This is a genomic window from Mesorhizobium sp. M1D.F.Ca.ET.043.01.1.1 (assembly GCF_003952385.1).
GTDB lineage: Bacteria > Pseudomonadota > Alphaproteobacteria > Rhizobiales > Rhizobiaceae > Mesorhizobium.
Genome location: NZ_CP034444.1, coordinates 5,173,733 through 5,200,546 on the forward strand (window position 1 = coordinate 5,173,733; position 26,814 = coordinate 5,200,546).

Genomic DNA, 26,814 nt, shown 5'->3' on the forward strand with positions numbered 1-26,814 from the left:
CCGGGAGTCCAAGGTCATGGCCGCCGAGAAGAACGCCTTTGTCTGGAACGATCCTTTCCTGATCGAGGACCAGCTTTCCGAGGACGAGCGCATGGTGCGCGACGGCGCGGCGGCCTTCGCGGCCGACAAGCTGGCGCCACGGATCGAGGAAGCCTATGTCGAGGAAAAGACAGATCCGTCGATCTTCCGCGAGATGGGCGAGGCCGGCCTGCTCGGCATCACCATTCCGGAGGAATATGGCGGGCTCGGCGCCAATTACGTGACCTACGGGCTGGTCGCGCGGGAAGTCGAGCGCATCGATTCCGGCTACCGCTCGATGATGAGCGTGCAGTCGTCGCTGGTCATGTATCCGATCCATGCCTACGGATCGGAAGAACAGCGCGAGAAATATCTGCCGAAGCTTGCCTCCGGCGAATGGATCGGCTGCTTCGGCCTCACCGAACCGGATGCAGGCTCCGACCCGGGCGGCATGAAGACGCGGGCCGAGAAGACCGCCAACGGCTACCGGCTTTCCGGCTCCAAGATGTGGATCTCCAACGCGCCGATCGCCGACGTCTTCGTCGTCTGGGCGAAGTTATCCGACAAGAATGGGGGCGCACACGACAACCAGATCCGCGGCTTCGTGCTGGAAAAGGGCATGAAGGGGCTTTCGGCACCGAAGATCGGCGGAAAACTCAGCCTCCGCGCGTCGATCACCGGAGAGGTGGTGATGGAGGGCGTCGAGGTGGGCGAGGGGGCGCTGCTGCCCAACGTCTCGGGCCTCAAGGGTCCGTTCGGCTGCCTCAACCGGGCGCGCTACGGCATCTCCTGGGGCGCCATGGGGGCGGCCGAGGATTGCTGGCACCGGGCGCGGCAGTATGGCCTCGACCGCAAGCAGTTCGGCAAGCCGCTTGCCGGCACGCAGCTCTTCCAGAAGAAGCTCGCCGACATGCAGACCGAGATCGCGCTTGGCCTGCAGGGCTCGCTGCGCGTCGGCCGGCTGATGGACGAAAGCAAGATGGCGCCGGAGATGATCTCGATCGTCAAGCGCAACAATTGCGGCAAGGCGCTCGACATCGCCCGACAGGCCCGCGACATGCATGGCGGCAACGGCATCCAGATCGGCTATCACGTGATGCGCCACGCGCAGAACCTGGAGACGGTGAACACCTATGAGGGCACGCATGACGTGCACGCGCTGATCCTCGGAAGGGCGCAGACCGGTATCCAGGCGTTTTTCTAAGCCGGCAACGCTGCTTAAATTAGGTGCAGCGCAACATCTCTGCTTGGAGAATGCCCAGGATTTGTGTCAGGGTTCGGTAACTGAAACGCCGAACCCCGGGGCACCATGGCAATTCTGGCAGCCGTCCACCACCTGACCCACTACAAATATGACCGGCCGGTCATACTCGGCCCCCAGGTGATCAGGCTGCAGCCGGCGCCGCATTCGCGCACCAAGGTGCTCAGCCATTCGCTGAAGGTCGAGCCGAAGACCCATTTCGTCAACCTGCAGCAGGACCCTTACGGCAACTTCCTTGCCCGTTTCGTTTTCCCGGAGCCGGTAACGGAACTCAAGATCGAGGTCGATCTCGTTGCCGACATGACGGTCTACAATCCGTTCGACTTCTTCGTCGAGGAGGCGGCGGAAAAGTTCCCGTTCGAGTACCCGGAAGAAATACGGGAAGACCTCGCCATCTACCGAACGCCGGAGCCGGCCGGGCCGCTGCTGTCGAAATTCCTGGAAAGCATAGACCGCAGCCCGACGAATACCGTCAATTTTCTGGTCGGCCTCAACGCGCGGCTGCAGCGCGAGATCGCCTACATCGTGCGCATGGAGACCGGCGTCTATTCACCGGAGGAGACGCTTGCGGCGGCCAAGGGCTCATGCCGGGATTCGAGCTGGCTCTTGGTGCAGATACTGCGCAATCTCGGCATCGCCGCGCGCTTCGTCTCCGGCTATCTGGTCCAGCTCAAGCCCGATCTGGTTTCACTCGACGGACCGCCGGGAACCGCGGTCGACTTCACCGACCTGCACGCCTGGTGCGAGGTCTATATTCCGGGCGCAGGCTGGATCGGCTTCGATCCGACCTCCGGCCTGCTCACCGGCGAAAGCCATGTGCCGCTGGCGGCGACGCCGCATTTCCGCAATGCCGCGCCGATCTCCGGCATGGCAAGCTTCGCCAATGTCGATTTCGGCTTCGACATGCGGGTCGACCGCATCGCCGAGCATCCGCGCATCACCAAGCCGTTCTCGGACGAGAGCTGGGAGGCGCTCGACGCGTTGGGCAACAAGGTCGATGCGGTCCTGCGCGAGCGGGATGTGCGGCTCACCATGGGCGGCGAGCCGACCTTCGTGTCGATCGACGATTTCGAGTCCGCCGAATGGAACACGGCAGCCGTCGGTCCGACCAAGCGCGACAAGGCGGATGAGCTGATCCGCCGGCTGCGCGAGCGCTTCGCGCCGGGCGGTTTTCTCCACTACGGCCAAGGCAAATGGTATCCGGGCGAGAGCCTGCCGCGCTGGACCTTCTCACTCTACTGGCGCACCGACGGCGAGCCTGTGTGGCGCGATCCATCGCTGATCGCGCGGGAAAAGAGCAGCGTCCCGGTTGGCCCCGAAGAAGCCGAAAGCCTGCTCAAGACGATCGCCGACGAGCTCGGCATCGAGACGTCGATGGTCAGCGAGGCCTATGAGGATCCGGGCGAATGGCTGCTCAAGGAGGGCAAGCTGCCCGACAATGTCGACCCGTCCAACTCGAAGCTGGAGGATCCCGAAGAACGCAGCCGCATGGCGCGCGTCTTCGAGCGCGGGCTGACCAGGCCATCGGGCTATGTGCTGCCGGTGCAGCGCTGGAACAGCCAGGCCGCGGGCCAGCGCTGGCGCTCGGAGAAGTGGAAGACGCGGCGCGGGCGCCTGTTCCTTGTCCCAGGCGACTCTCCGGTCGGCTACCGCTTGCCGCTCGGCACGCTGCCTTACGTGCCGCCGGCGCAATTCCCTTACATTGTGCCGGTCGACCCGTCGGTGCCGCGTGGTGCCTTGCCGGCGCGCGACGCCATCTTGCCGGGAGCCGCCCCGGCAGAGCTTGAAGGCACCGAGGAAATGGCGCGCCGTCAGCAGACGGTGTCCTTCACGGCGGCGACTGGCCAGCAGGATCGCGTCGAGCAGGAGATCACGGAGATCGGCGGCGCGGTGCGCACGGCGCTCACCGTCGAGCCGCGCGACGGCCGGCTCTGTGTGTTCATGCCGCCGGTCGAGGCGCTGGAGGACTATCTCGAGCTGGTGGCGGCGGCCGAGAACGCGGCGAAGGCGATCGGCCTGCCGGTGCATATCGAGGGCTACGGCCCGCCGCATGATCCGCGCCTCAATGTCATCCGGGTCGCGCCCGATCCCGGCGTCATCGAGGTGAACATCCACCCGGCCGCCAATTGGCAGGAATGCGTCGCCACGACCACGGCGATCTACGAGGAAGCCCGGCAGTCGCGGCTCGGCACCGACAAGTTCATGATCGACGGCCGGCATACCGGCACCGGCGGAGGCAACCATGTCGTGGTCGGCGGCGCGACGCCGAACGACAGCCCGTTCCTGCGCCGGCCGGACCTGTTGAAGAGCCTGGTGCTGCAATGGCAGCGGCACCCGTCGCTGTCCTATCTGTTCTCCGGCCTGTTCATCGGCCCGACCAGCCAGGCGCCGCGCTTCGACGAGGCGCGCCATGATTCGCTCTATGAGCTCGAAATCGCCATGGCGCAGGTGCCGCACCCGGACACGGGCGAGGCGCCCTTGCCGTGGCTGGTCGATCGGCTGTTCCGCAATCTTTTGACCGACGTGACCGGCAACACGCATCGCTCGGAGATCTGCATCGACAAACTGTTCTCGCCGGACGGCCCGACCGGCCGGCTGGGCCTGGTCGAGTTCCGCGGCTTCGAGATGCCGCCCAATGCGCGCATGAGCCTGGCGCAGCAGCTTCTGGTGCGCGCCATCATCGCCCGCGCGTGGAAGAATCCGCTCGACGGCCGCTTCGTGCGCTGGGGCACTTCACTCCACGACCGCTTCATGCTGCCGCATTATGTCTGGGCGGATTTCCTCGACGTGCTGGAGGACCTGAAGCTCAACGGCTTCGAGTTCCGTCCCGAGTGGTTCGCCGCGCAGCTCGAATTCCGCTTCCCGTTTTGCGGCGAGGTCAGCCATGGCGGCGTCAAGCTGGAGCTGAGGCAGGCGCTGGAGCCCTGGCATGTGATGGGCGAGCAGGGCGCCATCGGCGGCACGGTCCGCTTCGTCGATTCCTCGGTCGAGCGGCTGCAGGTGAGGACCGAGGGGCTGAAGCCGGAGCGCCATGCCATCGTCTGCAACGGCCGCATCGTGCCGATGAAGGTGACTGACATCAGAGAGGTCGCAGTGGCGGGCGTGCGCTTCAAGGCCTGGCAGCCCGCGTCGGGACTGCATCCGGCGCTGCCCGTCAACACGCCGCTGGTTTTCGACATCTACGACCGCTGGTCGGGCCGCTCGATCGGCGGCTGCGTCTACCATGTCGCGCATCCGGGCGGCCGCAATTACGACACCTTCCCGGTCAACGGCAACGAGGCCGAAGCGCGGCGCCTCGCGCGCTTCGAGCCGCGCGGTCATACGCCGGGCGGCTATGTGCTGCGCGACGAAGAAGGCTCTGAAGACTTCCCGATGACCCTTGACCTGAGGCGGCCGGCGAGACTCTGATCGACCATGGCAAAGGGGAATCAGAGACGGGCGGGCGGCAGGCCGCGGGCGCAGGGCCTGCTGGAGCACTACCGGCCGATCGACGGCGTCGTCGACGAGATGGTCGACGCGTCAGGCAATCCGCGCCCGGCCTGGCGGTCCTTCATCGAAGCTCTGGACGAATTGGGGGCCGAGACGCTCGGACAGCGCTTTGCCCGCGCCGACCAGTATCTGCGCGACGCCGGCGTCTACTACCGCGTCTACGACAAGGCCGGCGCCAACGAACGCGAATGGCCGCTGGCGCATGTCCCGCTGCTGATAGACGAAAAGGAATGGGCCGAGATCAGCGTCGGCCTTGTCCAGCGCGCCGACCTGTTCGAGGCGATCCTGGCCGATGTCTACGGGCCGAACCGGCTGATCGAGACCGGCATCCTGCCGGCCGGGCTGATCGGGGCCAGTCCGGAATATCTGCGCCCAGTCGTCGGGATCCGGCCGGCCAGCGGACATTTCCTGCATATGGTCGCCTTCGAGCTCGGCCGCGGCCCGGACGGCCGCTGGTGGGTGCTGGGCGACCGCACGCAGGCGCCGTCGGGCGCCGGCTTCGCGCTGGAGAACCGCGTCGCCACCACGCGCGCGCTTTCCGACATCTATGGCGAAATGCATGTCCACCGCCTTGCCGGCTTCTTCCGCCGTTTCCGCGATGCGCTGAACCGCATGGCGAAGGACTCGGGCGGCCGCGTCGCTATCCTGACGCCGGGGCCGCTCAACGAGACCTATTACGAGCATGCCTACATAGCGCGTTATCTCGGCATCATGCTGCTCGAAGGCGAGGATCTGACGGTGTCCGGCGGCCGCTTGATGGTGCGCACCGTTTCGGGCCTGATGCCGATCGGCGTCTTGTGGCGGCGGCTCGATGCGGCCTTTGCCGATCCGCTCGAGCTCAACCCCGACTCGCAGATCGGCACGCCGGGACTGGTCGAGGCGATCCGACGCGGCACCGTCTCGGCCGTCAACGCCCTGGGCTCGGGCCTGGCTGAAACGCGGGCGCTGCTTTCCTTCCTGCCGCGGATCGCGCGGGAGTTGCATGGCGAGGAGCTCAAGCTGCCGAATATCGCCACCTGGTGGTGCGGGCAGGAGGCCGAGCGCGACCATGTGCTGGCCAATGTCGACCGCATGGTGGTTGGCCCGGCGCTGTCGACGCGGCTCGCCTTCGAGGACGACGGCGCGACCAGGCTCGGTTTGGCGCTTTCGGCCGGCGGGCGGGCGGAGCTGATCGCGCGGATCGAAGCCGACGGCGCCGGCTATGTCGGCCAGGAAGCGGTGACGCTCTCGACCACTCCGGTCTTCGTCGGCGGCCGGCTCGAGCCGCGGCCCGCCAGCCTGCGTGTCTATCTGGCGCGAACACAGGAAGGCTGGACCGTGATGCCCGGCGGCTTCGCCCGCGTCGGCTTCTCGCTCGATCCGACGGCGATCGCCATGCAGCGCGGCGGCCAGGCGGCGGATGTCTGGGTGGTCAGCGACCGGCCGGTCGAGCGCGAGACGCTGCTGCCGCAGGAGCATGACAGCTTCACCCGCACCATGCCGGGCAGCCTGCCGAGCCGCGCGGCGGAGAATTTGACATGGCTCGGCCGCTATATCGAGCGCTCCGAAGACACGGTGCGCGTGCTGCGCGCCTATCACGTCCGGCTGGCCGAGACGTCCGATCCCGAGATGCCGCTGCTTGCCGACATCCGGGATTATCTCGAACCGTTCGGCATCGAGATCGAAACGGCGATCCCGCTGGGGCTGATCGGCATGCTGGACAGCGCCGTCTACAGCGCCGGCCAGATCCGCGACCGCTTCTCGCCGGACGGCTGGCTGGCGCTGAAGGATCTGTCGAAGACCATCCACAAATTCGCCGGCACCGTGGCGCCCGGCGACGACGCGACGCGGGCAATGACGGTCATGCTGCGCAAGCTCGCCGGCTTCTCGGGCCTGCTGCACGAGAACATGTACCGCTTCACCGGCTGGCGTTTCCTGGAGATCGGCCGGCGGTTGGAGCGCGGCATCCAGATCGCCCGCACGCTGGCGCGGCTGACCGGAAACGGCGCTCCGGACGGCGCGCTCGATATGATGCTGGAAATCGGCGACAGCGTCATGACCCACCGCCGGCAATATCCGGTGCAGGCCGGTCGGCGCACGGTGATCGACCTGCTCGCGCTCGATCCGCTCAACCCGCGCTCGATCCTGTTCCAACTCGAGCGGCTCAGGGCCGAGATCGGCATGCTGCCTTCGGTCGGCGGCGAGGGGCATATGTCGCCCGCGGCGAAGGAAATCCTGCAGCTCAACACGGCGATCGCCGTGATGGAGCCCCAGGACATGACCGCGAAGGTGCTCGACGATCTCGCCAACCAGATCGGCGATCTCTACAACAGTCTCGCCAAGGCCTATTTCGGTTAGATGCTTTACGACATCCGGCTCCATCTGCATTACGACTATGCCGCCGCCGCCGGCGGCGGCAGGCACCAGGTGCGCGTGCTGCCACAGACGATCCCCGGCGTGCAGCGGGTCATCGCCGCCTCGCTGTCGTTCCAGCCGATGCCGGCCGAGCGGGCGGATTTTTCCGACTTCTTCGGCAACAACGTCACTTCGATCGCCTTCCGCGAAGCGCATGAGGAGCTCGACATCAGGATGAGCGCGCGGGTCTCGGTGTCGCGGCCGGAACCCGGCCTCGATGTCTCGCCCGACATCCACGGCTTGAGGGGGAACTCGACGCGGTGCGTTCGCTGTCGCCCGACGCGCCGCATCATTTCCTCGCCGCCAGCGATTACGCCGGGATCGATACGGCAATCACCGCCTATGCGCGGGAAAGCCTCGCCGGTTCGGCGGTCGCCACGGCGGTCGATCTCTGCAACCGCATCCACCGCGATTTCACCTATGACGGCAAGGCAACCACCGTGCAGACGCGCGCCGGCGATGCGTTCGCGCTGAAACGCGGGGTTTGCCAGGATTTTTCCCATATCATGATCGCCGGGCTGCGTGGGCTCGGCATCCCCGCCGGCTATGTCAGCGGCTTCCTGCGCACGATCCCGCCCAAGGGCAAGCCGAGGCTCGAAGGCGCCGACGCCATGCATGCCTGGGTGAAAGCCTGGTGCGGGCGCGATGCCGGCTGGCAGGAATTCGACCCGACCAACGGCATGCGCGCGAGCAATGACCACATCACGGTCGGATACGGCCGCGACTATTCCGACGTGGCGCCGATCGTCGGCGTCCTGAAGACCACCGGCGGCCAGGTCGGCGAGCAAGCGGTCGACGTCATCCCGGTTGCTGCCTGAAGGCCGTCGCGCGAGCTGCTTCTCAAATCGCGATCCGGCCGCTATCTTGCCGCCGGGGTGTGCGCCTGGCGGCCGGGCACTGGGTGGAGTTCAATAGTTGACAGCGGTCAGCGTGATTGTGCCTGCACATAATGCGTCGGCAACCATTGCCGACACATTGGCAACGTTGCGCTCGGAGGCCGAGACCATCGGCGAAGTGATACTGGTCGACGATTCCTCGACGGACAATACGGCGGCCGTGGCCGCGGATGCGGCCTCGCGGCTGGCCCTGCCGCTCCGGGTCGTCCAGTCGGGCTGTCGGGACGCAGGCGGCTCCCGCAATCTTGCGCTGACCGAGGCACGCTATCCCTGGATTTATATGATCGACGCCGACGATCTGCATCTCGAAGGCGGGCTGCGGACGCTGTTGTCCAAGACCAGGGCCAGGCCGGGCGTGGATATGGTGGTCGGCGCCTACCGCCGGCGGACCGACGGTCAGGACCGGCAGTTCAAAACACCGGCCGGTTATATGGCTGCCGGACTCGCCAATGCCTCCGCCTATCTGGAAGGCAGGATCCGATCGATTGCCGTCGGCAGTGCGCTGGTGTCGCGGCATGCGGTCGGCGACACGCGGTTCCCGACCGGGCTTGCCTATGACGAGGACACGCTGTTCTGGGCGCGGGTGATGAGCAAGGCATCGCTCGAGATCGTGACACGGCCCATCATGATCTACTTCGTGTCGTCGGAACGCTCGGATGACCGCTTTGCGACAAAGCCTGCGCGACGCTTCCTCGAATGGCGACTGGCGCTGCGCGAACTCGCCGACTGCGGCATTCCGAAATCGTCGTTGAAGGCGAGGGAAGGGATTGTGGCGCTCAAGATCGCACGCGTCCACTACGCGCGCGGCGATCTCGAAACGGCAGCACGGTTCTTGACGGTCGCCGAAGCCGCCCCCAAGGTTACCACCGACATCTGGCGCTGCATGCGCTATCGGCTGAAAATCGCGGTGCGACGCCGGTTCCCAACCCGTCGCATCCAGTTGACGCGCCTGATGGCCGACCCAGGCGCATCGCCTGGGGATTCCGTTGCCGGGAGATGTACACACCGGCCAGCGACCGTGTCGACGGGCCCTGGGCCCGGAAAATGCAGCACCGGCTTTTCCGCGCCTATCACCCGGATCGATTTCGGTCGATTGATCTACACGGCGCCTGGTTTCCCGAAGATCTGGGCTTCAAGCTCCGGGATAGCGGCCTCAACCTTTATCATTTGAAGATGATCGAGCCAAAACGGCGCGCGGCGCGGCGCGATCTCTACAATCATCTCGATCCGGATCGCCGCCTGCAGCAGGTCGGCTACGATTATCTGGCGGATGAGACGGGGGCGGTTCTGGAGGCGATACCACCCGGGCGGGACTATTTTCCCGCCCATACCACGATGGTGGGCTCTGGATGGCTAACGTGTCCGCCGACCGGCAAGGCTGAAGGGCGCTCTTCCGGAACGGTGGAACCAGCCGGCGGCCGCGAGGCTTATCTGAGGACCAGTTCCGTGGAGCCGTCATGCTGCAACGAGCACAATCGTCCCGCTACCGCCTGGCGGGCGGTGAGGAAATGCAAGGAAACGGCGCTCAAGGTTCGGCCGAGCGCGCCTCGCTCCGCTATGTCAGCGACGCCGATCCGGGCATCCGGCGCCTGAGGAAAGGCAAGGGATTTTCCTACCTTGGCCCGAACGGGAGCGCAGTCGGCGCGGCGACGATGGACCGCATCAAGGCGATCGTCATTCCGCCGGCGTGGACGGAGGTATGGATTTCGCCCGATCCGGACGGCCATATCCAGGCGACGGGCCGGGATCAGCGCGGGCGCAAGCAGTACTGCTATCATCCGCAATGGACCGAGGAGCGGGACGGCGTCAAATATTCCAGTCTTGTTGCCTTTGCCGAGGCATTGCCCGATCTCCGGCGTCAGGTAGATGCCGACCTGCGCCGGCACGGCCTGCCGATGGAACGCGTGGTCGCCGCGATCGTCTGGCTGCTCGACAACACCATGATCCGTGTCGGCAATGCCGCCTATGCCCGGGACAACAGGAGTTTCGGGCTGACCACGCTGCGCGACCGCCACGTCGATATCGAGGGATCGAGACTGCGCTTCGCCTTCAAGGGCAAGTCCGGCAAGGAATGGAAGCTGAAGCTGGTCGACCGCCGCATAGCCAAAGTCGTGCGCGGCGCGCAGGACCTGCCTGGCCAGACGCTGTTCCAGTATCTCGATGAAGGAGGCGCTCGCCGGCCGGTGCGCTCCGAGGACATCAACCGCTACATCCGCGAGGCGTCCGGCCCTGAGTTCAGCTCAAAGCATTTCCGCACTTGGGGCGGCACCATCCATGCGGCATCGCTGCTTGCGCAGACCGAATTGCCCGAAAGTGCTGCCCAGCGGAAGCGGGTGATGAACGGCATGGTCGACAAGGTTGCTGAACGGCTGGGGAATACGCGAGCCGTCTGCCGCCGGTGCTACATCCACCCGCTCGTCTTCGAGGCGTGGACCGAAGGGAAGCTGCTCGATGAAATGGCGAAAGCCAACGGGCGAAAGCGTGTCATACCGGGCCTCGACGAGAAAGAGACGCTGGTGTTGAGGTGGCTCAAGGCGCAGGGGTCCGATGAGCGGCAAGGGAGCAGGGTAAACCTGTGATCGCCGCGTCGATTTTTTTATCGACCTGGTGTCGGGAAGGGTCCTACTGTCTCGTCCTTTGATACGGAAAGGACGAGACCATGCTTTACGCCATCCTCTGCTACGCCTCTGAAGACGTCGTCTGCTCCTGGAGCAAGGATCAGGACGATGAGGTCATGGCAAAGCTTCTCGACGTCCAGGACAAATACGCCAAGGCAGGCCGGCTGGGCCCGGTGGCGCGTCTCCTGCCAACCACCGCCGCGACGACGCTGCGAAAGGTCAAGGGCGAAGCGATCGTTCTCGACGGCCCGTTCGCCGAAACCAAGGAGCAGTTCCTCGGCTTCTACACGCTCGAATGCCGCGACCTTGACGAGGCCGTCGAGTTCGCCCGCGAGCTCTCCGAGGTCAATCCGAGCGGCGGCTCCTACGAGATCAGGCCGATCTCCATCTTCAATCCGACCAAGGTTCCCGCATGACCGACCTTGCCTGGATCAGCAACGCGATCAGCACCGCCCGTCCACAGGCGATGGGCGCGCTGCTGCGCTATTTCCGCGACCTCGACGCCGCGGAAGAAGCTTTCCAGGATGCCTGTCTCAGGGCGCTGAAGAATTGGCCGAAGAACGGCCCGCCGCGCGATCCGGCGGCCTGGCTGATCTTCGTCGGCCGCAACAGCGGCATCGACGCGGTGCGCAAGCGCGCCAAGCAGGCGCCGATGCCGGAAGAGGACCAGATTTCCGATCTCGAGGATGCCGAAGGCGATATGGCCGAGCGGCTCGACGGCGCGCACTACCGCGACGACATCCTGCGGCTCCTGTTCATCTGCTGCCATCCCGACCTGCCGGCGACGCAGCAGATCGCGGTGGCGCTGCGCATCGTCTCCGGCCTCACCGTCAAGCAGATCGCGCGCGCCTTCCTCGTCGGCGAAAGCGCCATGGAGCAGCGCATCACCCGCGCCAAGGCGCGCATTGCGGACGCCGGCGTGCCGTTCGAGACGCCGGGCGCGGTCGAGCGCTCGGAGCGGCTCGCGGCGGTCGCGGCGATGATCTACCTCATCTTCAACGAGGGCTACTCGACCAATGGCGGCGAGGCGCCGGCCCGCGCCCCGCTTTGCGAGGAAGCGATCCGGCTCGCCAGGCTGCTGCTCAGGCTGTTCCAGCAGGAACCCGAGATCATGGGGCTGGCCGCGCTGCTTCTGTTGCAGCATGCGCGCGCGCCGGCACGCTTCGACGAGAATGGCGAAATCGTGCTGCTCGAGGACCAGGACCGGTCGCTCTGGAGCCGCAAGATGATCGACGAGGGGCTGGCCCTAGTCGACAAGGCGCTGCGTCATCGCAAGCCCGGACCCTACCAGGTGCAGGCGGCGATCGCGGCACTGCATGCGCGGGCGGCGACGCCCAAGGACACGGACTGGACCGAGATCGATCTGCTCTACGGCCTGCTCGAGCAGATGCAGCCGTCGCCGGTGGTGACGCTGAACCGCGCCGTCGCGGTGAGCAAGGTGCGCGGTCCGGAGGCGGCGCTCGCCATGATCGAGCCGCTGGAAGACCGGCTGGCGGGCTATTTCCACTTCTTCGGCCTGAAGGGCGGCCTGCTGATGCAGCTTGGCCGCGGCGAGGAGGCGCGCGTGGCCTTCGACCGCGCGATCGCGCTTGCCAACACCGCCGCCGAGGCCGCCCATATCCGCATGCATATCGATCGGCTGATCAAGGAGAGCACCGAGACGTCGTCGATTCAGAAGGTGCGCTGAGGCGTACCGAGCGGCGCATGCTGACATTGGCCGCGCTTCGTCATTGTCTCAGTATTGCGCTCACCCGAGTTCTTGGGCGAGTCCGATGAGAAGTCTCTCAGGTCCGCGGATGTAGCAGAGCCGATATGCGTCCTTATACTGGACGACTTCGCCGACGAGCTCAGCGCCGCGTTCGCGGAGCCTCTCAAGCGTCTCGTCGAGGTCGTCCACGGCGAACATGACGCGGAGGTAGCCCAGGGCGTTCACCGGGGCGTCGCGGTGATCCGCGACGACAGGCGGCGCGAGGAAACGGGAGAGCTCGAGCCGGCCGTGGCCGTCCGGCGTGCGCATCATGGCAATCTCGACGCGCTGGTCGCCCAGTCCAGTGACGCGTCCGGCCCATTCTCCTTCGATCGTGGCCCGTCCTTCGAGCTCGAGGCCGAGCTCACGAAAGAAATCGATGGCCCCCGCGAGGTCATCGACGACGATTCCTACGTTATCCATCCGTTTAAGCGCCATGTGCCCAGCCTACAAAGTGCCGTCTGGTCGAGCAAGGGACCTTTGCGCAACGCCTAGCGCAATTCCAGGAAAAGTGTGAGCGGTTTTCCGTTCGGAATTGCGTAAAAAACAAGGAGATAGGGCGTTTCGCCGTTTCCGTGAAACGGTGAAACGCACCAAGGCCACGCCCGGCGCAAGCCGGTGCTCCGCTGGCATTTCTCCGGTCGGCCCGGTTTGGCCGCTTCGTGCCTGCTGGCCCAATTTTGCGTACCGGGCTTGGACCATGCCGGGGTGGCGATTTTTCCCTGAAACGAGTAATGCCACGCCATCAAAAGCGCCTGGGCATGTCGCATGGCACGGCCAAAGGCTTCCACCCGCGCCATATCAACGGCGGGATCTGAAAGGGATAAAAAATGACGATAGCGAAGGAAACGGCCTCACTTCTGGAGAAACTGGGTGTCGCCAAGGACGCGCTTTCCGGCGGCGACCTCATCGTGCGCAGCCCGGTGACGGGCGAAGAGATCGCGGCGCTGAAGTCGATCTCGGCGGCCGACGCGGGCAAGGCCATCGATGCCGCGCACAAGGCCTTCCAGGCCTGGCGGCTGGTGCCGGGGCCGAAGCGCGGCGAGCTGGTGCGCCTGCTCGGCGAGGAACTGCGCGCGCACAAGACGGAGCTCGGTCGGCTGGTGTCGATCGAGGTCGGCAAGATCCCGTCGGAGGGCCTCGGCGAAGTGCAGGAGATGATCGACATCTGCGACTTCGCGGTCGGCCTTTCCCGCCAGCTCTACGGCCTGACCATCGCCACCGAGCGCCCTGGACACCGCATGATGGAGACCTGGCATCCGCTCGGCGTCGTCGGCGTCATCTCGGCCTTCAACTTCCCCGTCGCGGTATGGTCGTGGAACGCGGCGCTCGCCTTCGTCTGCGGCGACGCGGTGGTGTGGAAGCCGTCGGAAAAGACGCCGCTGACGGCGCTTGCCTGCGAGGCGATCTTCAAGCGCGCCGCCAAGCGTTTTGGCGCCGAGGTGCCGGAAGGCCTGCTTCAGGTGCTGATCGGCGACCGCGCCGTCGGCGAGGTGCTGGTCGACCATCCGAAAGTGCCGCTGGTTTCGGCCACCGGTTCGACCCGCATGGGCCGCGAGGTCGGCCCTCGCCTTGCCAAGCGCTTCGCCCGCGCGGTGCTGGAGCTCGGCGGCAACAATGCCGGCATCGTGGCGCCCACCGCCGATCTCGACATGGCGCTGCGCGCCATCGCCTTCGGCGCCATGGGCACCGCCGGCCAGCGCTGCACGACGCTGCGGCGCCTGTTCGTGCATGACAGCGTCTACGACGCGTTGCTGCCGCGCCTGAAGAAGGCCTATCAGAGCGTTTCCGTCGGCAATCCGCTGGAGACGTCGGCGCTGGTCGGACCGCTGATCGACAAGGCCGCCTTCGACAACATGCAGAAGGCGCTGAAGGAAGCCGAGGCGCACGGCGGCAAAGTGACCGGCGGCACGCGGGTCGAGAACGGCCACCCCGGCGCCTATTACGTCCATCCAGCACTGGTCGAGATGCCCGCCCAGGTCTCGCCGGTAACGGAAGAGACCTTCGCGCCGATCCTCTATGTGATGAAATATTCCGATTTCGACGAGGCGCTCGACCTGCACAATGCGGTGGGCGCCGGCCTGTCGTCGTCGATCTTCACGCGTGACCTGCAGGAATCCGAGCGTTTCCTCGGCGTCGACGGTTCGGACTGCGGCATCGCCAACGTCAATATCGGCACCTCGGGCGCCGAGATCGGCGGCGCGTTCGGCGGCGAAAAGGAAACCGGCGGCGGCCGCGAGAGCGGCTCGGATGCCTGGAAGGCCTATATGCGCCGCGCCACCAACACGGTGAACTTCTCAAAGGCGCTCCCCTTGGCGCAGGGCGTGTCGTTCGATATCGACTGAGATATGCAGCGGTTCAGCCTGGAGAAGCTGAACCGCTGGCCACGTTCTTCACGCAAGCGGCGAAGGCCGCGTCGATGATGGCGAGCTTGACCGCCTGCGCCGTCACATACTCGCCGTAGAACTCGTCCGACACCCACATCACCGAATGGCCGCGCCGGCCGAGCCAGCCGACGCTGCCGAGCGCCTCGGCGTCGCGCAACTTGCGCGCCAGGTGGGTGCGCGACAGTTTCAGCCATCTGGCGAAATCGCCGATCGAGAGGATGCCGGTCGGGATACGTTCCCGGCCGACATTCTCGAGTTCGACGCCGGCGATCAGCCAGTCCATGACGACGCCGCCATTGTTGAGCCAGGTGAAGAGCGAGAACGTCCGTTCCGGCTCGCGCACCGGCACGGAGGAGACCAGTCCGTCCGCGATCAGCGGCTGCAGCTGTGCCAGCATTTGCGGGCGTGCCTGGAATGTCGCCAGCCGATCCGCGCCGTCGAGGTCGTCAAGCGTCTTGAGATGCATCAGAACCCAGCCTGTCAGTTCCGCCAACGCCGCAGCCGTCGGTTGCAAGGGGCGAATGCGGGCGTCGTCACCGCCAGGCGCATCCACAATGAACTTGTAGTGCTGCATTTCCTTGATGAAGGCGTGCGTGGTGTTGCGGCTGGCCACCGAATGTTGAAGGGTGACGTCGACGAAATGCGCGGCCGTCAGCTCCTTTCGATAGTCGCTGGGATCTCTGCGGAAATGCAGGGCAAGCCCGATATGGGCCATCAGCCAGCGCTGCTGGGTAGCAAACACCGAGGATGCCCGCGGGTTCCCTTGATAGGCCTGCAACATCGCCCGCGCCTGCGCCTGGATGCAGGCAGGCAGCTCAGGGTGGCCCGCGATGTCTTCGAACGTCAGCGCCATTCCCCCCAGAACCCGCCAAGTATCGCAAAGTCTTGCGATAGCAGTTTCGGCAGGCGCCCACCAGTGCAACCGCCGGTTTTTGCGGGATGAGCCTTTAAGGCAGGCTCCGGCGCTCAGCCTTCGCCTGTGCCGGAAAAACACGCCTCGAAGGCTGCGTCGACGACAGCGAGCTTGGCAGCCTGCACGGCCATGTATTCGTCGAAGAACTGCCGCGAGACCCACATGACTGAATGTCCGCGCTGGCCGACCCAGCCGATGCTGCCGAGCACCTCGGCGTCATGGAGCTTGCGCGCCAGATGCGTGCGCGAGAGCTTCAGCCAATGGGCGAATTCGCCGATCGAAATGACGCTGGTCGGAATCTTCTCGAGGTTGGCGTCGTCTGGGTCGATGCCCGACATCAGCCAATCCATGACGATGCCGCCATTGTTCAACCAGATGAACAACGAGAAGGTTTGCTCGGGTTCCCGCACCGGACCGGACGCGAGCAGCCCGTCGCAGATCAAGGGCTGCAGCTTTGCCAGCATATCGGGGCGCGCGAGGAAGGTTGCCAGCCGGTTCCCGCCATCGATCTGATCAAGCGTCCGCAAATGGGCATGGATCCAGCCGGTGAAGGTCTCGATGGTGGCCGCGGTCACCCGCAACGGGTGGGCGCGGCCATCGCCGCTCGTCGAAAGATATTCGGCGATGTTGTAGTGCAGCATTTCCTTGACAAACGCCTCGGCGGTATTGCGGCTGGCGACCGAATTGCGGCGCACGACCTCGATGAAACGCGCCACCGTCATTTCGGTGCGGCGGTCATTGGGGTCGCGCCTGAAATGCAATGCGAGCCCGACATGGCCGAGCAACCAGCGCTGCTGGGTGGCAAAGACGGCGGCAAGGCGCGGGCTGGTTTCGTAGATATGGATGAGCGCGCGCGACTGTTCCTGGACACCACGGAGTGCTGCCGGATGACTGGCGATCTCTTCGGCGCTCAGCGGCATTTCCTGCGGCACTCCATTCGATTCCAGGCAAAGGCAGATGCAGATTTAAAGCCTTCGCCGATTGTGTCCAGTTGCCCTTTGGAACAACGGAGGATTGCTTGGCGCGTTCCTCGCTAACTCTTTGCTTCGGTTTGGAAAATCACTCTAGGCGCAAGTCTGGTCAGAACGCTGCGATCGTCAGACCTTTGCTCCGTCAGCCGGCTGACGCGCGCCGCGTTAGTTCTTCACCGCTTTGCCAGCCCGCCTCGGAAAGACGCCCTTTGCAAGCCGCGGGCCACGACCTATCGTGGCAACCTGAAATCCAGGCCGCAGCCGAGTGAGACAATGCCGAGAACGATCCGGACGCTGACCGCCAGCGAAGTGGAAACGCTCATCGACTGGGCCGCGGCGGAAGGCTGGAATCCGGGTATCGGCGATGCGGCCGCTCTGCGGGCCGCCGATCCGGCAGGGTTCATCGGCGCCTTTGTCGGCGGCGAGATGATGGCCGGCATTTCGGCCGTCGCCTATGGCGCGGGTTTCGGCTTCATCGGCCTCTATATCTGCCGGCCCGACCGGCGTGGCGAAGGCCATGGCAAAGCGGTCTGGGACGCCGGCATGGCCCGGCTCGGCGAGCGGATCATCGGCCTCGACGGCGTGCCCGAGCAAAGGACCAACTACCAGCGCAAGGGGTTCGTGCCTGCCTATGAGACCGTCCGCTTCAGCGGAGGAGCTGTCCGCCTGGCCGGCGGCGGCGACATCCTGCCTGCGACGGCCGCCGGCTTCGCCGAAATCCTCGCCTACGACCGCCAGTGCTTCCCGGCGCCGCGCGAGGCCTTCCTGCGGGAATGGCTGCAGCCGCCGCGGATCGCGCTCATGTCCGCCGGTTCGGCCGGCATTGCCGGCTATGGCGCAGCGCGCCGATGCCGCGAGGGATTCAAGATCGGCCCGCTGTTCGCAGATGGGATGGACACAGCCTTGGCGCTGGTGGCGACGCTGTCGGACAGGACAGCGGGCGAAGTGCTGCACATCGATGTGCCGGCCACCCAGGTCGGCTTCACCGCCATGCTTCAGGCCGCCGGCATGGTTGCAGGCTTCACGACCACCCGCATGTACAAGGGCGGCAAGCCGGGCAACCCGCCGACCAAGGTCTTCGGCATCACCACGCTGGAGCTGGGGTGATCGCGGGAGCGCAGAGCCTCGACATTCGACCGTCTCATTCGCCGGCGTTCGCCACCGCGTCCGGCACCACCACGAGCTTGCCGACGAAATCCTTGGCCATGAAGTCCGCCTGGGCGCGGTGGAAGTCCGACAGTTTGTAGACGCCGCCGACCAGCGCCCTGATCTTCTTCTCTTCGATGTAGCGCACGATGCGGCGGAAATCGCCCCTGGTGCCCTGGCTCGAGCCGTGCAGCTGAAGCTGCTTCAGATACATGGTGCGCAGATCGAGCTGAACGAGCGGGCCGGCGATGGCGCCCGCCGTGGTGTAGCGGCCTTCGGGCCGCAGAATGCGCAGCAGGTCGTTGAAGATGGCGCCGCCGACGAGGTCGGCGACCACGTCGATGGGTTGGCCGCCGGTCGCCTCGTTGATGGCGGACGGCAGGTCGGCCACGCCGCGTGTGATCACTTTTTCGGCGCCGATGTCGAGCACGGCCTGCTCCTTGCCTTTGCCGACGAGCGCATAGGGAATGGCGCCGCGCGCCCGAGCCAGCTGCACGATGCCGGAGCCGACGCCGCCGGACGCGCCGGTTACCAGCACCCGCTCGCCGGCCTTCAGCGCGGCGCGTTCCAGCATCTGCTCGCCGGTGAGATAGGCGCAGCAGAAGGTGGCCAGCTCGACGTCGCTCATATCGGTGTCGACGACATGCGCGTTCTCGGCCGGCAGCGCCTGGTACTCGGCGTATCCGCCGTCGCGGCCGTGGCCCATATAGTCGATGTCGGCAAGCGAATCGTCGTCGCGGTTGTAGATGGAGAAGTCGACCATCACGCGCTCGCCGATGCGGCTTGCCGGCACGCCGTCACCGACGGCGACGATGGTGCCCACCGTGTCGGTGCCCTGGATGCGCGGGAAGGTCAGCGTGTTGCCCTGCCGGCGCCAGGTCGACACGGCTGCCGCATCCTCCTCCGTGCCATAGGCGCCCTGGCGCACCCAGACGTCGGTGTTGTTCATGCCGCAGGCTCTGACCTTGACCAGCACTTCGCTGGCGGCGGGCGAGGGCACCTTCACGTCGGTGCGATAGACGAGCTTTTCCAGCCCGCCATGGCCGGTGAGCTGCACGGCGGCCATCGTTGCTGGAACGGTTCCGGTCATGGCATTCATGTCGCTTCTCAGATGTCGCTTCTCAGATACTGGCAAACACGCTGTTCACCGCGTCGGCGGTCTTGGCGACGATCATGTCGGCCTCCTCGCGCGTCAGGCAGAGCGGCGGCGCGAAGCCGAGGATATCGCCCTGCGGCATGGCGCGGCCAAGAACGCCATCGGCGGCAAGCGCCGTCGCGATCTGTGGCCCGACCTTCAGCGCCGGATCGAAGAAGACGCGATCATCGCGATCCTTGACGAACTCGACCGCGGCCAGCATGCCGTCGCCGCGCACCTCGCCGACATGCTTATGGCCACCGACGGCCTTGGCGAGCTCGGCGCGGAAGTAGGCACCGGTCTCGCCGGCATTTCGCACCAGATCCATCTCGTCGATCAGTTCGAGATTGGCGACGCCCGCGGCAACGCAGATCGGGTGCGCCGAATAGGTCCAGCCATGGCCGAGCGAGCCCAGCTTGTCGGAGCCCTTGACCAGCACCTGCCAGACCTTATCGGAAACGATGACGCCGGAAAGCGGCGCATAGGCCGAGGTCAGCCCCTTGGCGATGGTGATCAGGTCCGGCTTGATGCCGTAGTGGTCGGAACCGAACATGGTGCCGAGACGGCCGAAGCCGGTGACCACCTCGTCGGCGACTAAAAGCACGTCGTATTTGCTCAGCACGGCCTGGATCTTTTCCCAATAGCCGGCCGGCGGCGACACGATGCCGCCGGTGCCGAGGATCGGCTCACCGATGAAGGCCGCGACCGTGTCCGGGCCTTCGGCGACAATCATCTCCTCGAGCTTGTCGGCGCAATATTGCGAGAACTGCTCCTCGCTCATCGACCGGTCGACGCGGCGGAAATAGTAGGGCGCCTCGGTGTGCAGGATCGGCGCGCGCGGCAGGTCGAAGGCGTTGTGGAAGAGCTCCAGCCCGGTCAGCGATCCCGTCATCACGCCCGAGCCGTGATAGCCGCGCCAGCGCGAGATGATCTTCTTCTTCTCGGGACGGCCGAGAACGTTGTTGTAGTACCAGATCAGCTTGATGTTGGTCTCGTTGGCATCGGAGCCGGAGAGGCCGAAATAGACTCGGCTCATGCCCTTCGGGGCGCGGTCGATGATCATCTTGGCAAGCCGGATCGAGGCCTCGGTGCCGTGGCCGACATAGGCATGGTAGTAGGCGAGGTTCTTCGCCTGCTCAGCGATGGCATCGGCGATCTTCTGGCGTCCGTAGCCGACATTGACGCAATAGAGGCCGGCGAAGGCATCGATGCTCTTCCTGCCGGTGTTGTCCCAGATGGTGACGCCTTCGCCGCCGGCCATGATGCGGGCCGGCGATTCACCGCGCGCATGCGTGCCCATATGCGTCGAGGGATGGAAGAAGTGGTCGCGGTCCCAGGCCGAGAGTTCGTTGGATTGTTCGAGCATTTTTTCAACTCCTTGAGGGATAGCCGGACGCGGACTTACGCGACATCCAGGCAGAGATACTTGAGATCGGTGAAGGCTTCGAGCCCGTGGCGCGAGCCTTCGCGGCCGATGCCGGACTGCTTGACGCCGCCGAACGGGATCGGCGCACCGGTGATCTTGACCCGGTTGATCGCGACCATGCCGTAATCCAGCGCGCGGCCCATGCGCGACTGCCGTGCGCCGTTCTCGGTCACGACATAAGCGACGAGGCCGTATTCCGTGGCGTTGGCGCGGGCGACAACCCCCGCCTCGTCGTCAAAGGGCGTCACGGCGGCGACCGGGCCAAAGGTTTCCTCGCGCATGATCAGCGCTTCGTCCGGCACATCGACGAGCAGCGTCGGCTGGTAGAACAGCGGCCCGGCCGCGTGGCGCTTACCGCCGGTCAGGCAGCGCGCGCCGTGGACGAGCGCATCCGCCACCTGCTCCTCCACCTTCTTGACAGCGCGCTCATGCATCAGCGGGCCGATATCGACGTCCGCGGATAGCCCGTTGCCGATGCGGAGCTGCTCGATGCGGCGCGCGAAGGCGGTGCAGAAGCGATCATAGACGGACCGCTGCGCATAGATGCGGTTGGCGGCGAGGCAATCCTGGCCGGAGGTGGCGAATTTGGCGTCGAGCGCGATGGTCACCGCTTTATCGATATCGGCATCGTCGAACACGATCAGCGGCGCATGCCCGCCGAGCTCCATCACCAGCCGCTTCATGGTGGGGGCACTCTGCGCGGCGATCAGCCGGCCGACTTCGGTCGAGCCGGTGAAGCTCATGGCGCGGACGCGGGCATCGGCGCACATCGCGCCAACGATGGTGCGCGCATCGCCGGTGACGATGTTGAAGACGCCGGCCGGAAGTCCGGCGCGTTCGCCGAGCTCGGCCAGCGCCAGCGCCGAGAGCGGCGTTTCCGAGGATGGATGCGCCACCACTGTGCAGCCGGCGGCGAGGGCTGCTGCTGCCTTGCGGGTGAGCATGGCCGAAGGGAAATTCCATGGTGTGACGACACCGACGACGCCGAGCGGCTCGCGGCGCACGCTCATTTCGGCATTGGGCAAATGGCTGGTGACGCTTTCGGCGTTGAGGCGTTTTGCTTCCTCGGCATACCACTCGACGAAAGAGGCGGCGTAGTCGATTTCGCCCAGCGATTCCTTCAGCGGCTTGCCCTGTTCCAGCGTCATCAGCAGCGCCAGGTCGTCCTTGGCGGCGACGATCAGGTCGAACCATTTTCGCAAAATTCTTGAACGCTCCTGCGGCAGAGCCGAGCGCCAGGCGGGAAACGCTCGGGAAGCCGCGTTGATCGCCTTTGTTGTCTGCCCGGCATCGAGCGCGGCGACGAAGGCCACGGTGGCGCCGGTCGCCGGATCGGTGACCTCAAAACTTTCCGCCGCTTCGCTTGCAGTCCAATGGCCGTCGACATAGGCGAGGGCGCGCAGCAGGCGGCGGTCAGCGAGGCGGTCGAGCGCGTCGTGGTGGTTCGTGCGGGCAAAATGCGCGGACATCGATTGTCTCCCGGTGCCGAGGCGATGCCGAGAGATTAGCCGCGCCGCTAAGACAGAGAGGCTGTTTCGGCAGTCTGATGGAGAGAGATCGTCTCTATTGGCCCTCGGGTCCAGATGATCTCTCTAGCTCGACTGCCGGCGGATGCCGCTGAGCCGTGAAAATTGCCGAGCCTCCTCAACGACGTCATCCTTGGGTCTACGCTGCGTCGCATCGCTCCTTGCTTCGCCCATGGATGACGATCGCCTGGCTCATTGCCCCGGCAGAAGATCGGCGACTGGCAGCACCGTCTCCTCCTTCACCGTCTTGGTGACGATGTAGGTGAAGTAACGGTCGATGCCGATCTCGCGTTCCAGCAGGCTGTCGACCAGCCGCTGATAGGCGTCGATGTCGCGTGCCATCACTTTCAGCACATAGTCGACGCCGCCGCCGACCGACCAGCAGGCGACGATCTCGGCTATGTCGCGGATGACCCGCTCGAAGCGATCGAAATCGGCCTGGCGGTGGCTGGCCAGAGTCACCTCCATGAGCACCGTCGCCACCGGCGCTATGCTGCGCATGGCGATCGAAGCGTGATAGCCGGAAACGATGCCGGCCTTCTCCAGCTTGCGCAGCCGCATCCAGCAGGGCGTCGGCGACAGGCCGACCTTCTCGGCCAGCGCCAGCTTCGTGATGCGCCCGTCGTGCTGGATGGCGTCCAGGATCTTGAGGTCGATCGGGTCGAGTTTCGCTGCCGCCATGCCGGCTCCGTTTCTTTGCCCGGGACACCATGACGATGCATTATTTCGATTGTCAATTGCACTGATTTCGATCTCTAATAAGTCATGACATTATGGCGACCAGATCCCGCGCTCATCCGCAGGCCGGCCTACCTTTCGCTGGCCGACCAGTTCGCCCGCGCGATCCATGACGGGCGGCTCGCCAATGGCGCGCGGTTGCCGACGCACCGCCACCTCGCGGATGAGCTGAAACTTTCGGTGCAGACCGTCAGCCGCGCCTATGAGGAGCTGATCCGCCGCGGCCTGATTTCCGGCGAGGTCGGACGCGGCAGCTTCGTGCAGACACAGCGCCGCGAGCCGGAACCGCCCTATCTTCCGGAACGGCTGGGCGAGGTCATCGACCTCTCCATCCTGAAACCGGTGTGCGAGCCGATGCATCTGGAGAGACTGAAGCAGGCGCTCTCCTGGCTGGCCGAGAACCTGTCGTCGAGCTCGGCCCTGTCGTTCCGGCCGAACATGGTGTTTCCGCGCCACCGCGCAGTGGCGGTCGAGTGGCTGAAGCTCTGCGGCCTCGAAGTCTCGCCGCAGAATGTCTGCCTCACCAACGGCGCGACCGCCGGGATGACGGTGGCGCTGATGAGCGTCGCGCCGCCCGGCTCGACCGTCGCCACCGAAGCGATCGGCCACCACACGCTGGTGCCGCTGGCCCGCTATCTCGGCTTCAATCTCGAAGGGCTGCCGATCGACGGCAACGGGCTGATCCCCGAGGCGCTCGACGAGGCCTGCCGTCTGTCAGACATCCGCGCGGTCTTCGTCCAGCCTTCGGTGATCAACCCGACGGCGACCCTGATGGACGCCGCGCGGCGCGAGCAGATTGCCGCCGTCGCGCGCAAGCACGACATCGCCATCATCGAGAACGATGTGCTGGGTCCGCTCGTCGAAGGCCGGCCGCCGCCGGTCGCCGCCTTCGCGCCCGAGCGTACGCTCTATGTCACCTCCTTCACCAAGATCACCGTGCCCGGCCTGCGCATCGGTTATCTCGCGGTGCCGGACCGCTATGTCGCGGCGGTGGCCAACCGCCACCTGGTCTCGAACTGGATGGCGACGCCGATGGTGGCAGAGATCGCCACGCGCTGGGTGAACGACGGCACGGCGATGGAACTGGTCAATTGGCAGCGCGGGGCATTGCGGCAGCGCCAGGAGATCGCAGCCGAGATGCTGGCAGGGGTCGACTACCGCGTCCATCGCGACGGGCTGCATCTATGGCTCGAACTGCCAGGCGACCGCGCCGAGGAAAGCTTCGTTGCGCAGGCGCGCCTGCGCGGGGTGGCGATCGCGCCTGGTACCTCCTTCCGCATCGCCGATACGCCCTGGCATCCGGCCGTCCGCATTTCGCTCGGTTCGACCACCGAAGGGGAACTGCGCGCCGGCCTGAGCGTTGTCGCCAAGCTCCTGCTTGGCGATCCGGAGCATCTCCTGCTCGCCATTTGATCCTATAGATTGCCCTGAAATTGTGCGGCGCTCGAAATATTGTCATGATATTATTTTCCCAATTGACATGATTTGGCGCGTTTCGCATCGTTAAGGGCACAGGCTGCTCCAGAACGGGGAAAAATATTGCCCGCGCCCATCATCAAGGTCGACGCCATTTCGAAGAGCTTCGGCACCTTCAAGGTGCTGGACGGCCTGTCGATGCAGGTCATGCCGGGCGAGAAGCTGGCGCTGATCGGCCCGTCCGGATCGGGCAAGACGACGATCCTGCGCATCCTGATGACGCTGGAGAAGATTGACGGCGGCCATATCCAGATCGAAGGCGAGCAGCTCTATCACATGGAGCGCAACGGCCAGCTGCTGCCGGCCGACGAGCGGCACCTTGCCAAGATGCGCCAGAAGATCGGCATGGTCTTCCAGCTCTTCAACCTGTTCCCGCACAAATGCGTCATGGACAACGTCACGCTGGCGCCGATGCTGACCAAGGGTGTTTCGCGCGCCGCCGCCGAAAAGCGGGCGATGGAACTGCTCGACATGGTGGGCCTGGCCGACAAGGCCAAGAGCATGCCGGCGCAGCTTTCCGGCGGCCAGAAGCAGCGCGTCGCGATCGCCCGGGCGCTGGCGCTGTCGCCCAAGATCATGCTGTTCGACGAGGTCACCTCGGCGCTCGATCCCGAACTGGTCGAGGAGGTGCTCAACGTCATGCGCAAGCTCGCCGCCGAGACCGACATGACCATGCTTCTGGTCACCCACGAGATGGGCTTTGCCCACGACTTCGCCGACCGTGTGCTGTTCTTCGACCGGGGCAGGATCGTCGAGGAAGGCAAGCCCGATGAGATTTTCCGCCATCCCAAGCAGGAGCGCACGCAGGGCTTCCTGAAGAAGATCATCGCGGCCGGACATCGCGTCTGACCGCCATGCACGGGCGACGAAGTGGTCCCGAGGCGACGAAAGTCGTCCGGGGCCTGAATGCCCGGAACTGAGCAAGCAGAAGAGAAACAAGGAGTTGGGAACGATGAAGAAACTTGTCATTCTGGCTGGCGTCGCCGGTCTCGCAGCGAGCACGATGCTGCTCGCCTCCGGTGCGCGTTCGGCGGACGACGCAAAGCTCGAGCAGCTCAAGGGGCAGGGCTTCGCCCGCGTCGCCATTGCCAATGAGCCGCCCTATACGGCGGTGGCCGCCGACGGCAAGGTCTCAGGCGCGGCGCCGGACGTGGCGCGCGAAATCTTCAAGCGCCTCGGCGTCAACGACATCGTCGCCTCCATCTCCGAATATGGCGCCATGATTCCCGGCCTGCAGGCCGGCCGCTTCGACGTCGTCACCGCCGGCCTGTTCATGAAGCCCGAGCGCTGCGCGGCGGTCGCCTATTCCGAGCCGGTGCTGTGCGATGCGGAAGCGATGCTGGTGAAGAAGGGCAATCCAAAGGGCTTCAAGAGCTACGAGGACATCGCCAAGGATAGCTCAGCCACCGTCGGCGCGCCGGGCGGCGGCACCGAGGAGAAGCTGGCGCTCAATGCCGGCGTGCCGCGCGATCGCGTCATCGTGGTGCCGGACGGCCAGAGCGGCCTGAAGATGGTGCAGGACGGTCGCATCGACGCCTATTCGCTGCCCGTTCTGTCGATCAACGACCTCATCAAGAAGGCCAACGATCCGAACCTCGAAGTGATCGCGCCGGTGCAGGGCGCGCCGGTCTATTGCGACGGCGCCGCCTTCAAGAAAGGCGACGAGGCGCTGCGCGATGCCTATGACGTCGAGCTCGCCAAGATGAAGAAGTCGGGCGAGTTCGCCAAGATCATCGAGCCCTACGGCTTCTCCGCCAAGGCGGCGATGTCGACGACGCGCGAGAAACTCTGCGCGGCGAAGTAGGACCTTCTCCCTTCTCCCCGCTTGCGGGGAGAAGGTGGCCGGAAGGGTCGGACGAGGGGCGGCGCCAAGATCTCAGACGCTGGCTCTGCCCCTCATCCGCCTGCCCCTCCTCGCAGCAGCTGCGCTGCAGCTTCGGGGGTGGACCGGCATCTTCTCCCCGTGAACGGGAAGAAGATGCCAAGACGAAACGTTGGAAACATCTAATTCAATGACCCAGTGGTCCGGCTATCTCGGCCTGATATTGCAGGGAGCGCTTGTCACCATCGAGCTGACGCTGATGGGATCTGTGCTCGCACTCGTCATGGCCTTCCTCGCCGGCATGGGCCGCGTGTCGCGCGTCTTCATTTTCCGGGCGCTGGCCACGACCTACATCGAGTTCTTCCGCGGCACCTCGATCTTCGTGCAGCTGTTCTGGGCCTATTTCGTGCTGCCCTTTGCCGGCCTGTCGCTGACACCCTTGCAGGCAGGCGTGCTGGCGCTGGGGCTCAATGTCGGCGCCTATGCCGCCGAAGTGGTGCGCGGCGCCATCCTGTCGATCGGCCGCGAGCAGTACGAGGCCTGCACGGCGCTCAACCTCGGCCGCTGGCAAGGCATGCGCCACGTCATCCTGCCGCAGGCGCTGCTGGTCATGCTGCCGACCTTCGGCAACAATGCGATCGAGCTGCTCAAGGCGACGTCGGTCGTGTCGCTGATCTCGCTCGCCGATCTCACCTTCCAGGCGCAGGTGGTGCGCTCGCAGACCGGCAGCACGCTGATGCCCTTCGTCTCCGTGCTGGTCATCTATTTCGCGCTCGCGCTGATCATCTCCTGGGGCGTCCGCTCGCTGGAGCGCCGCATGGCGCGCGGCCTCGACGGAGTGCGTGTGTGAT

At 65.5% G+C, this 26,814-nt stretch carries 20 protein-coding genes and 1 pseudogene; 14 read left to right on the top strand and 7 right to left on the bottom strand.

The annotated features are described in order from the left end of the window. The first annotated feature begins 16 nt into the window (after positions 1–16). The 8 genes and pseudogenes from EJ067_RS25090 (at position 17) to EJ067_RS25125 (ending at position 12,363) form a co-directional block, all read left to right on the top strand. Entirely contained in the window at positions 17–1,222 is a 1,206-nt protein-coding gene (locus EJ067_RS25090; RefSeq protein ID WP_126087882.1) for an acyl-CoA dehydrogenase, read from the top strand. A 105-nt stretch (positions 1,223–1,327) separates the two neighbouring features. Continuing rightward, positions 1,328–4,687 (top strand): transglutaminase family protein, encoded by a 3,360-nt coding sequence (locus tag EJ067_RS25095; RefSeq protein WP_126087883.1) that lies wholly within the window; start codon positions 1,328–1,330, stop codon positions 4,685–4,687. Positions 4,688–4,693: 6 nt separating this feature from the next. Beyond that, positions 4,694–7,105, top strand: coding sequence for a circularly permuted type 2 ATP-grasp protein (locus EJ067_RS25100; RefSeq protein ID WP_126087884.1), 2,412 nt, complete (start codon positions 4,694–4,696; stop codon positions 7,103–7,105). Then, a pseudogene (locus tag EJ067_RS25105) lies at positions 7,106–7,980 on the top strand (transglutaminase family protein). It begins immediately after the preceding gene. Positions 7,981–8,077: 97 nt separating this feature from the next. After that, positions 8,078–9,229, top strand: a complete 1,152-nt coding sequence (locus tag EJ067_RS25110) for a glycosyltransferase family A protein (protein ID WP_126087885.1) — start codon at positions 8,078–8,080, stop codon at positions 9,227–9,229. A 286-nt stretch (positions 9,230–9,515) separates the two neighbouring features. Beyond that, positions 9,516–10,637, top strand: a complete 1,122-nt coding sequence (locus EJ067_RS25115) for a DNA topoisomerase IB (protein WP_126087886.1) — start codon at positions 9,516–9,518, stop codon at positions 10,635–10,637. 80 nt (positions 10,638–10,717) lie between these two features. Continuing rightward, entirely contained in the window at positions 10,718–11,092 is a 375-nt protein-coding gene (locus EJ067_RS25120; RefSeq protein WP_126087887.1) for a YciI family protein, read from the top strand. Then, positions 11,089–12,363, top strand: a complete 1,275-nt coding sequence (locus EJ067_RS25125) for an RNA polymerase sigma factor (RefSeq protein ID WP_126087888.1) — start codon at positions 11,089–11,091, stop codon at positions 12,361–12,363. Before EJ067_RS25120 ends, EJ067_RS25125 begins: the two co-directional genes overlap by 4 nt. A gap of 60 nt (positions 12,364–12,423) precedes the next feature. Here the strand turns inward: EJ067_RS25125 and EJ067_RS25130 are convergent, their stop codons facing one another. Further along, positions 12,424–12,861, bottom strand: a complete 438-nt coding sequence (locus EJ067_RS25130; protein WP_126087889.1) for a VOC family protein — start codon at positions 12,859–12,861, stop codon at positions 12,424–12,426. 392 nt (positions 12,862–13,253) lie between these two features. On the opposite strand from EJ067_RS25130, the gene EJ067_RS25135 reads away from it, so the two are divergent. Next, entirely contained in the window at positions 13,254–14,768 is a 1,515-nt protein-coding gene (locus EJ067_RS25135) for an aldehyde dehydrogenase family protein (RefSeq protein ID WP_126087890.1), read from the top strand. A gap of 13 nt (positions 14,769–14,781) precedes the next feature. Here EJ067_RS25135 and EJ067_RS25140 read toward each other — a convergent pair whose 3' ends face one another. Together EJ067_RS25140 and EJ067_RS25145 are read right to left on the bottom strand one after the other, a co-directional pair. Further along, positions 14,782–15,663, bottom strand: a complete 882-nt coding sequence (locus EJ067_RS25140) for a hypothetical protein (protein ID WP_126087891.1) — start codon at positions 15,661–15,663, stop codon at positions 14,782–14,784. A gap of 113 nt (positions 15,664–15,776) precedes the next feature. Then, entirely contained in the window at positions 15,777–16,643 is an 867-nt protein-coding gene (locus EJ067_RS25145) for a hypothetical protein (protein ID WP_126087892.1), read from the bottom strand. Between the two features lie 324 nt (positions 16,644–16,967). Here EJ067_RS25145 and EJ067_RS25150 point away from each other — a divergent pair, with 324 nt between their 5' ends. Next, positions 16,968–17,801 (top strand): GNAT family N-acetyltransferase, encoded by an 834-nt coding sequence (locus tag EJ067_RS25150; protein WP_126087893.1) that lies wholly within the window; start codon positions 16,968–16,970, stop codon positions 17,799–17,801. 34 nt (positions 17,802–17,835) lie between these two features. Here the strand turns inward: EJ067_RS25150 and EJ067_RS25155 are convergent, their stop codons facing one another. From EJ067_RS25155 to EJ067_RS25170, 4 genes are all read right to left on the bottom strand, one after another. Further along, positions 17,836–18,939 carry an alcohol dehydrogenase family protein gene (locus tag EJ067_RS25155; protein WP_126087894.1) on the bottom strand — a complete coding sequence of 368 codons (1,104 nt, stop codon included), beginning with the start codon at positions 18,937–18,939 and terminating at the stop codon, positions 17,836–17,838. 22 nt (positions 18,940–18,961) lie between these two features. Continuing rightward, positions 18,962–20,341, bottom strand: a complete 1,380-nt coding sequence (locus EJ067_RS25160; protein WP_126087895.1) for an aspartate aminotransferase family protein — start codon at positions 20,339–20,341, stop codon at positions 18,962–18,964. A gap of 35 nt (positions 20,342–20,376) precedes the next feature. After that, entirely contained in the window at positions 20,377–21,870 is a 1,494-nt protein-coding gene (locus EJ067_RS25165; RefSeq protein WP_126087896.1) for an NAD-dependent succinate-semialdehyde dehydrogenase, read from the bottom strand. A gap of 249 nt (positions 21,871–22,119) precedes the next feature. Continuing rightward, positions 22,120–22,608 carry an Lrp/AsnC family transcriptional regulator gene (locus EJ067_RS25170; protein ID WP_126087897.1) on the bottom strand — a complete coding sequence of 163 codons (489 nt, stop codon included), beginning with the start codon at positions 22,606–22,608 and terminating at the stop codon, positions 22,120–22,122. A gap of 84 nt (positions 22,609–22,692) precedes the next feature. On the opposite strand from EJ067_RS25170, the gene EJ067_RS25175 reads away from it, so the two are divergent. From EJ067_RS25175 to ehuC, 4 genes are all read left to right on the top strand, one after another. Next, positions 22,693–24,078 (top strand): PLP-dependent aminotransferase family protein, encoded by a 1,386-nt coding sequence (locus EJ067_RS25175; protein ID WP_126087898.1) that lies wholly within the window; start codon positions 22,693–22,695, stop codon positions 24,076–24,078. Between the two features lie 126 nt (positions 24,079–24,204). Beyond that, the gene (ehuA, locus tag EJ067_RS25180; RefSeq protein WP_126087899.1) at positions 24,205–24,990 is read left to right on the top strand and encodes an ectoine/hydroxyectoine ABC transporter ATP-binding protein EhuA; all 786 of its coding nucleotides are present in this window, start codon (positions 24,205–24,207) and stop codon (positions 24,988–24,990) included. A 154-nt stretch (positions 24,991–25,144) separates the two neighbouring features. Then, positions 25,145–25,945 (top strand): ectoine/hydroxyectoine ABC transporter substrate-binding protein EhuB, encoded by an 801-nt coding sequence (gene ehuB, locus EJ067_RS25185; protein ID WP_245468340.1) that lies wholly within the window; start codon positions 25,145–25,147, stop codon positions 25,943–25,945. Between the two features lie 208 nt (positions 25,946–26,153). After that, positions 26,154–26,813, top strand: a complete 660-nt coding sequence (gene ehuC / locus EJ067_RS25190; RefSeq protein WP_126087901.1) for an ectoine/hydroxyectoine ABC transporter permease subunit EhuC — start codon at positions 26,154–26,156, stop codon at positions 26,811–26,813. The last annotated feature ends 1 nt before the right edge of the window (position 26,814 follow it).

Coding starts and splice junctions, on each gene's coding strand:
- EJ067_RS25095 (WP_126087883.1), top strand. CDS start 1,328: ATGGCAATTCTGGCAGCCGTCCACCACCTGACCCACTACAAATATGAC.
- EJ067_RS25115 (WP_126087886.1), top strand. CDS start 9,516: ATGCTGCAACGAGCACAATCGTCCCGCTACCGCCTGGCGGGCGGTGAG.
- EJ067_RS25160 (WP_126087895.1), bottom strand. CDS start 20,341: ATGCTCGAACAATCCAACGAACTCTCGGCCTGGGACCGCGACCACTTC.
- EJ067_RS25165 (WP_126087896.1), bottom strand. CDS start 21,870: ATGTCCGCGCATTTTGCCCGCACGAACCACCACGACGCGCTCGACCGC.
- EJ067_RS25100 (WP_126087884.1), top strand. CDS start 4,694: ATGGCAAAGGGGAATCAGAGACGGGCGGGCGGCAGGCCGCGGGCGCAG.
- ehuC (WP_126087901.1), top strand. CDS start 26,154: ATGACCCAGTGGTCCGGCTATCTCGGCCTGATATTGCAGGGAGCGCTT.
- EJ067_RS25140 (WP_126087891.1), bottom strand. CDS start 15,663: ATGGCGCTGACGTTCGAAGACATCGCGGGCCACCCTGAGCTGCCTGCC.
- EJ067_RS25125 (WP_126087888.1), top strand. CDS start 11,089: ATGACCGACCTTGCCTGGATCAGCAACGCGATCAGCACCGCCCGTCCA.
- EJ067_RS25145 (WP_126087892.1), bottom strand. CDS start 16,643: ATGCCGCTGAGCGCCGAAGAGATCGCCAGTCATCCGGCAGCACTCCGT.
- ehuB (WP_245468340.1), top strand. CDS start 25,145: ATGCTGCTCGCCTCCGGTGCGCGTTCGGCGGACGACGCAAAGCTCGAG.
- EJ067_RS25090 (WP_126087882.1), top strand. CDS start 17: ATGGCCGCCGAGAAGAACGCCTTTGTCTGGAACGATCCTTTCCTGATC.
- EJ067_RS25170 (WP_126087897.1), bottom strand. CDS start 22,608: ATGGCGGCAGCGAAACTCGACCCGATCGACCTCAAGATCCTGGACGCC.
- EJ067_RS25175 (WP_126087898.1), top strand. CDS start 22,693: ATGACATTATGGCGACCAGATCCCGCGCTCATCCGCAGGCCGGCCTAC.
- EJ067_RS25130 (WP_126087889.1), bottom strand. CDS start 12,861: ATGGCGCTTAAACGGATGGATAACGTAGGAATCGTCGTCGATGACCTC.
- EJ067_RS25155 (WP_126087894.1), bottom strand. CDS start 18,939: ATGAATGCCATGACCGGAACCGTTCCAGCAACGATGGCCGCCGTGCAG.
- EJ067_RS25150 (WP_126087893.1), top strand. CDS start 16,968: ATGCCGAGAACGATCCGGACGCTGACCGCCAGCGAAGTGGAAACGCTC.
- EJ067_RS25120 (WP_126087887.1), top strand. CDS start 10,718: ATGCTTTACGCCATCCTCTGCTACGCCTCTGAAGACGTCGTCTGCTCC.
- EJ067_RS25135 (WP_126087890.1), top strand. CDS start 13,254: ATGACGATAGCGAAGGAAACGGCCTCACTTCTGGAGAAACTGGGTGTC.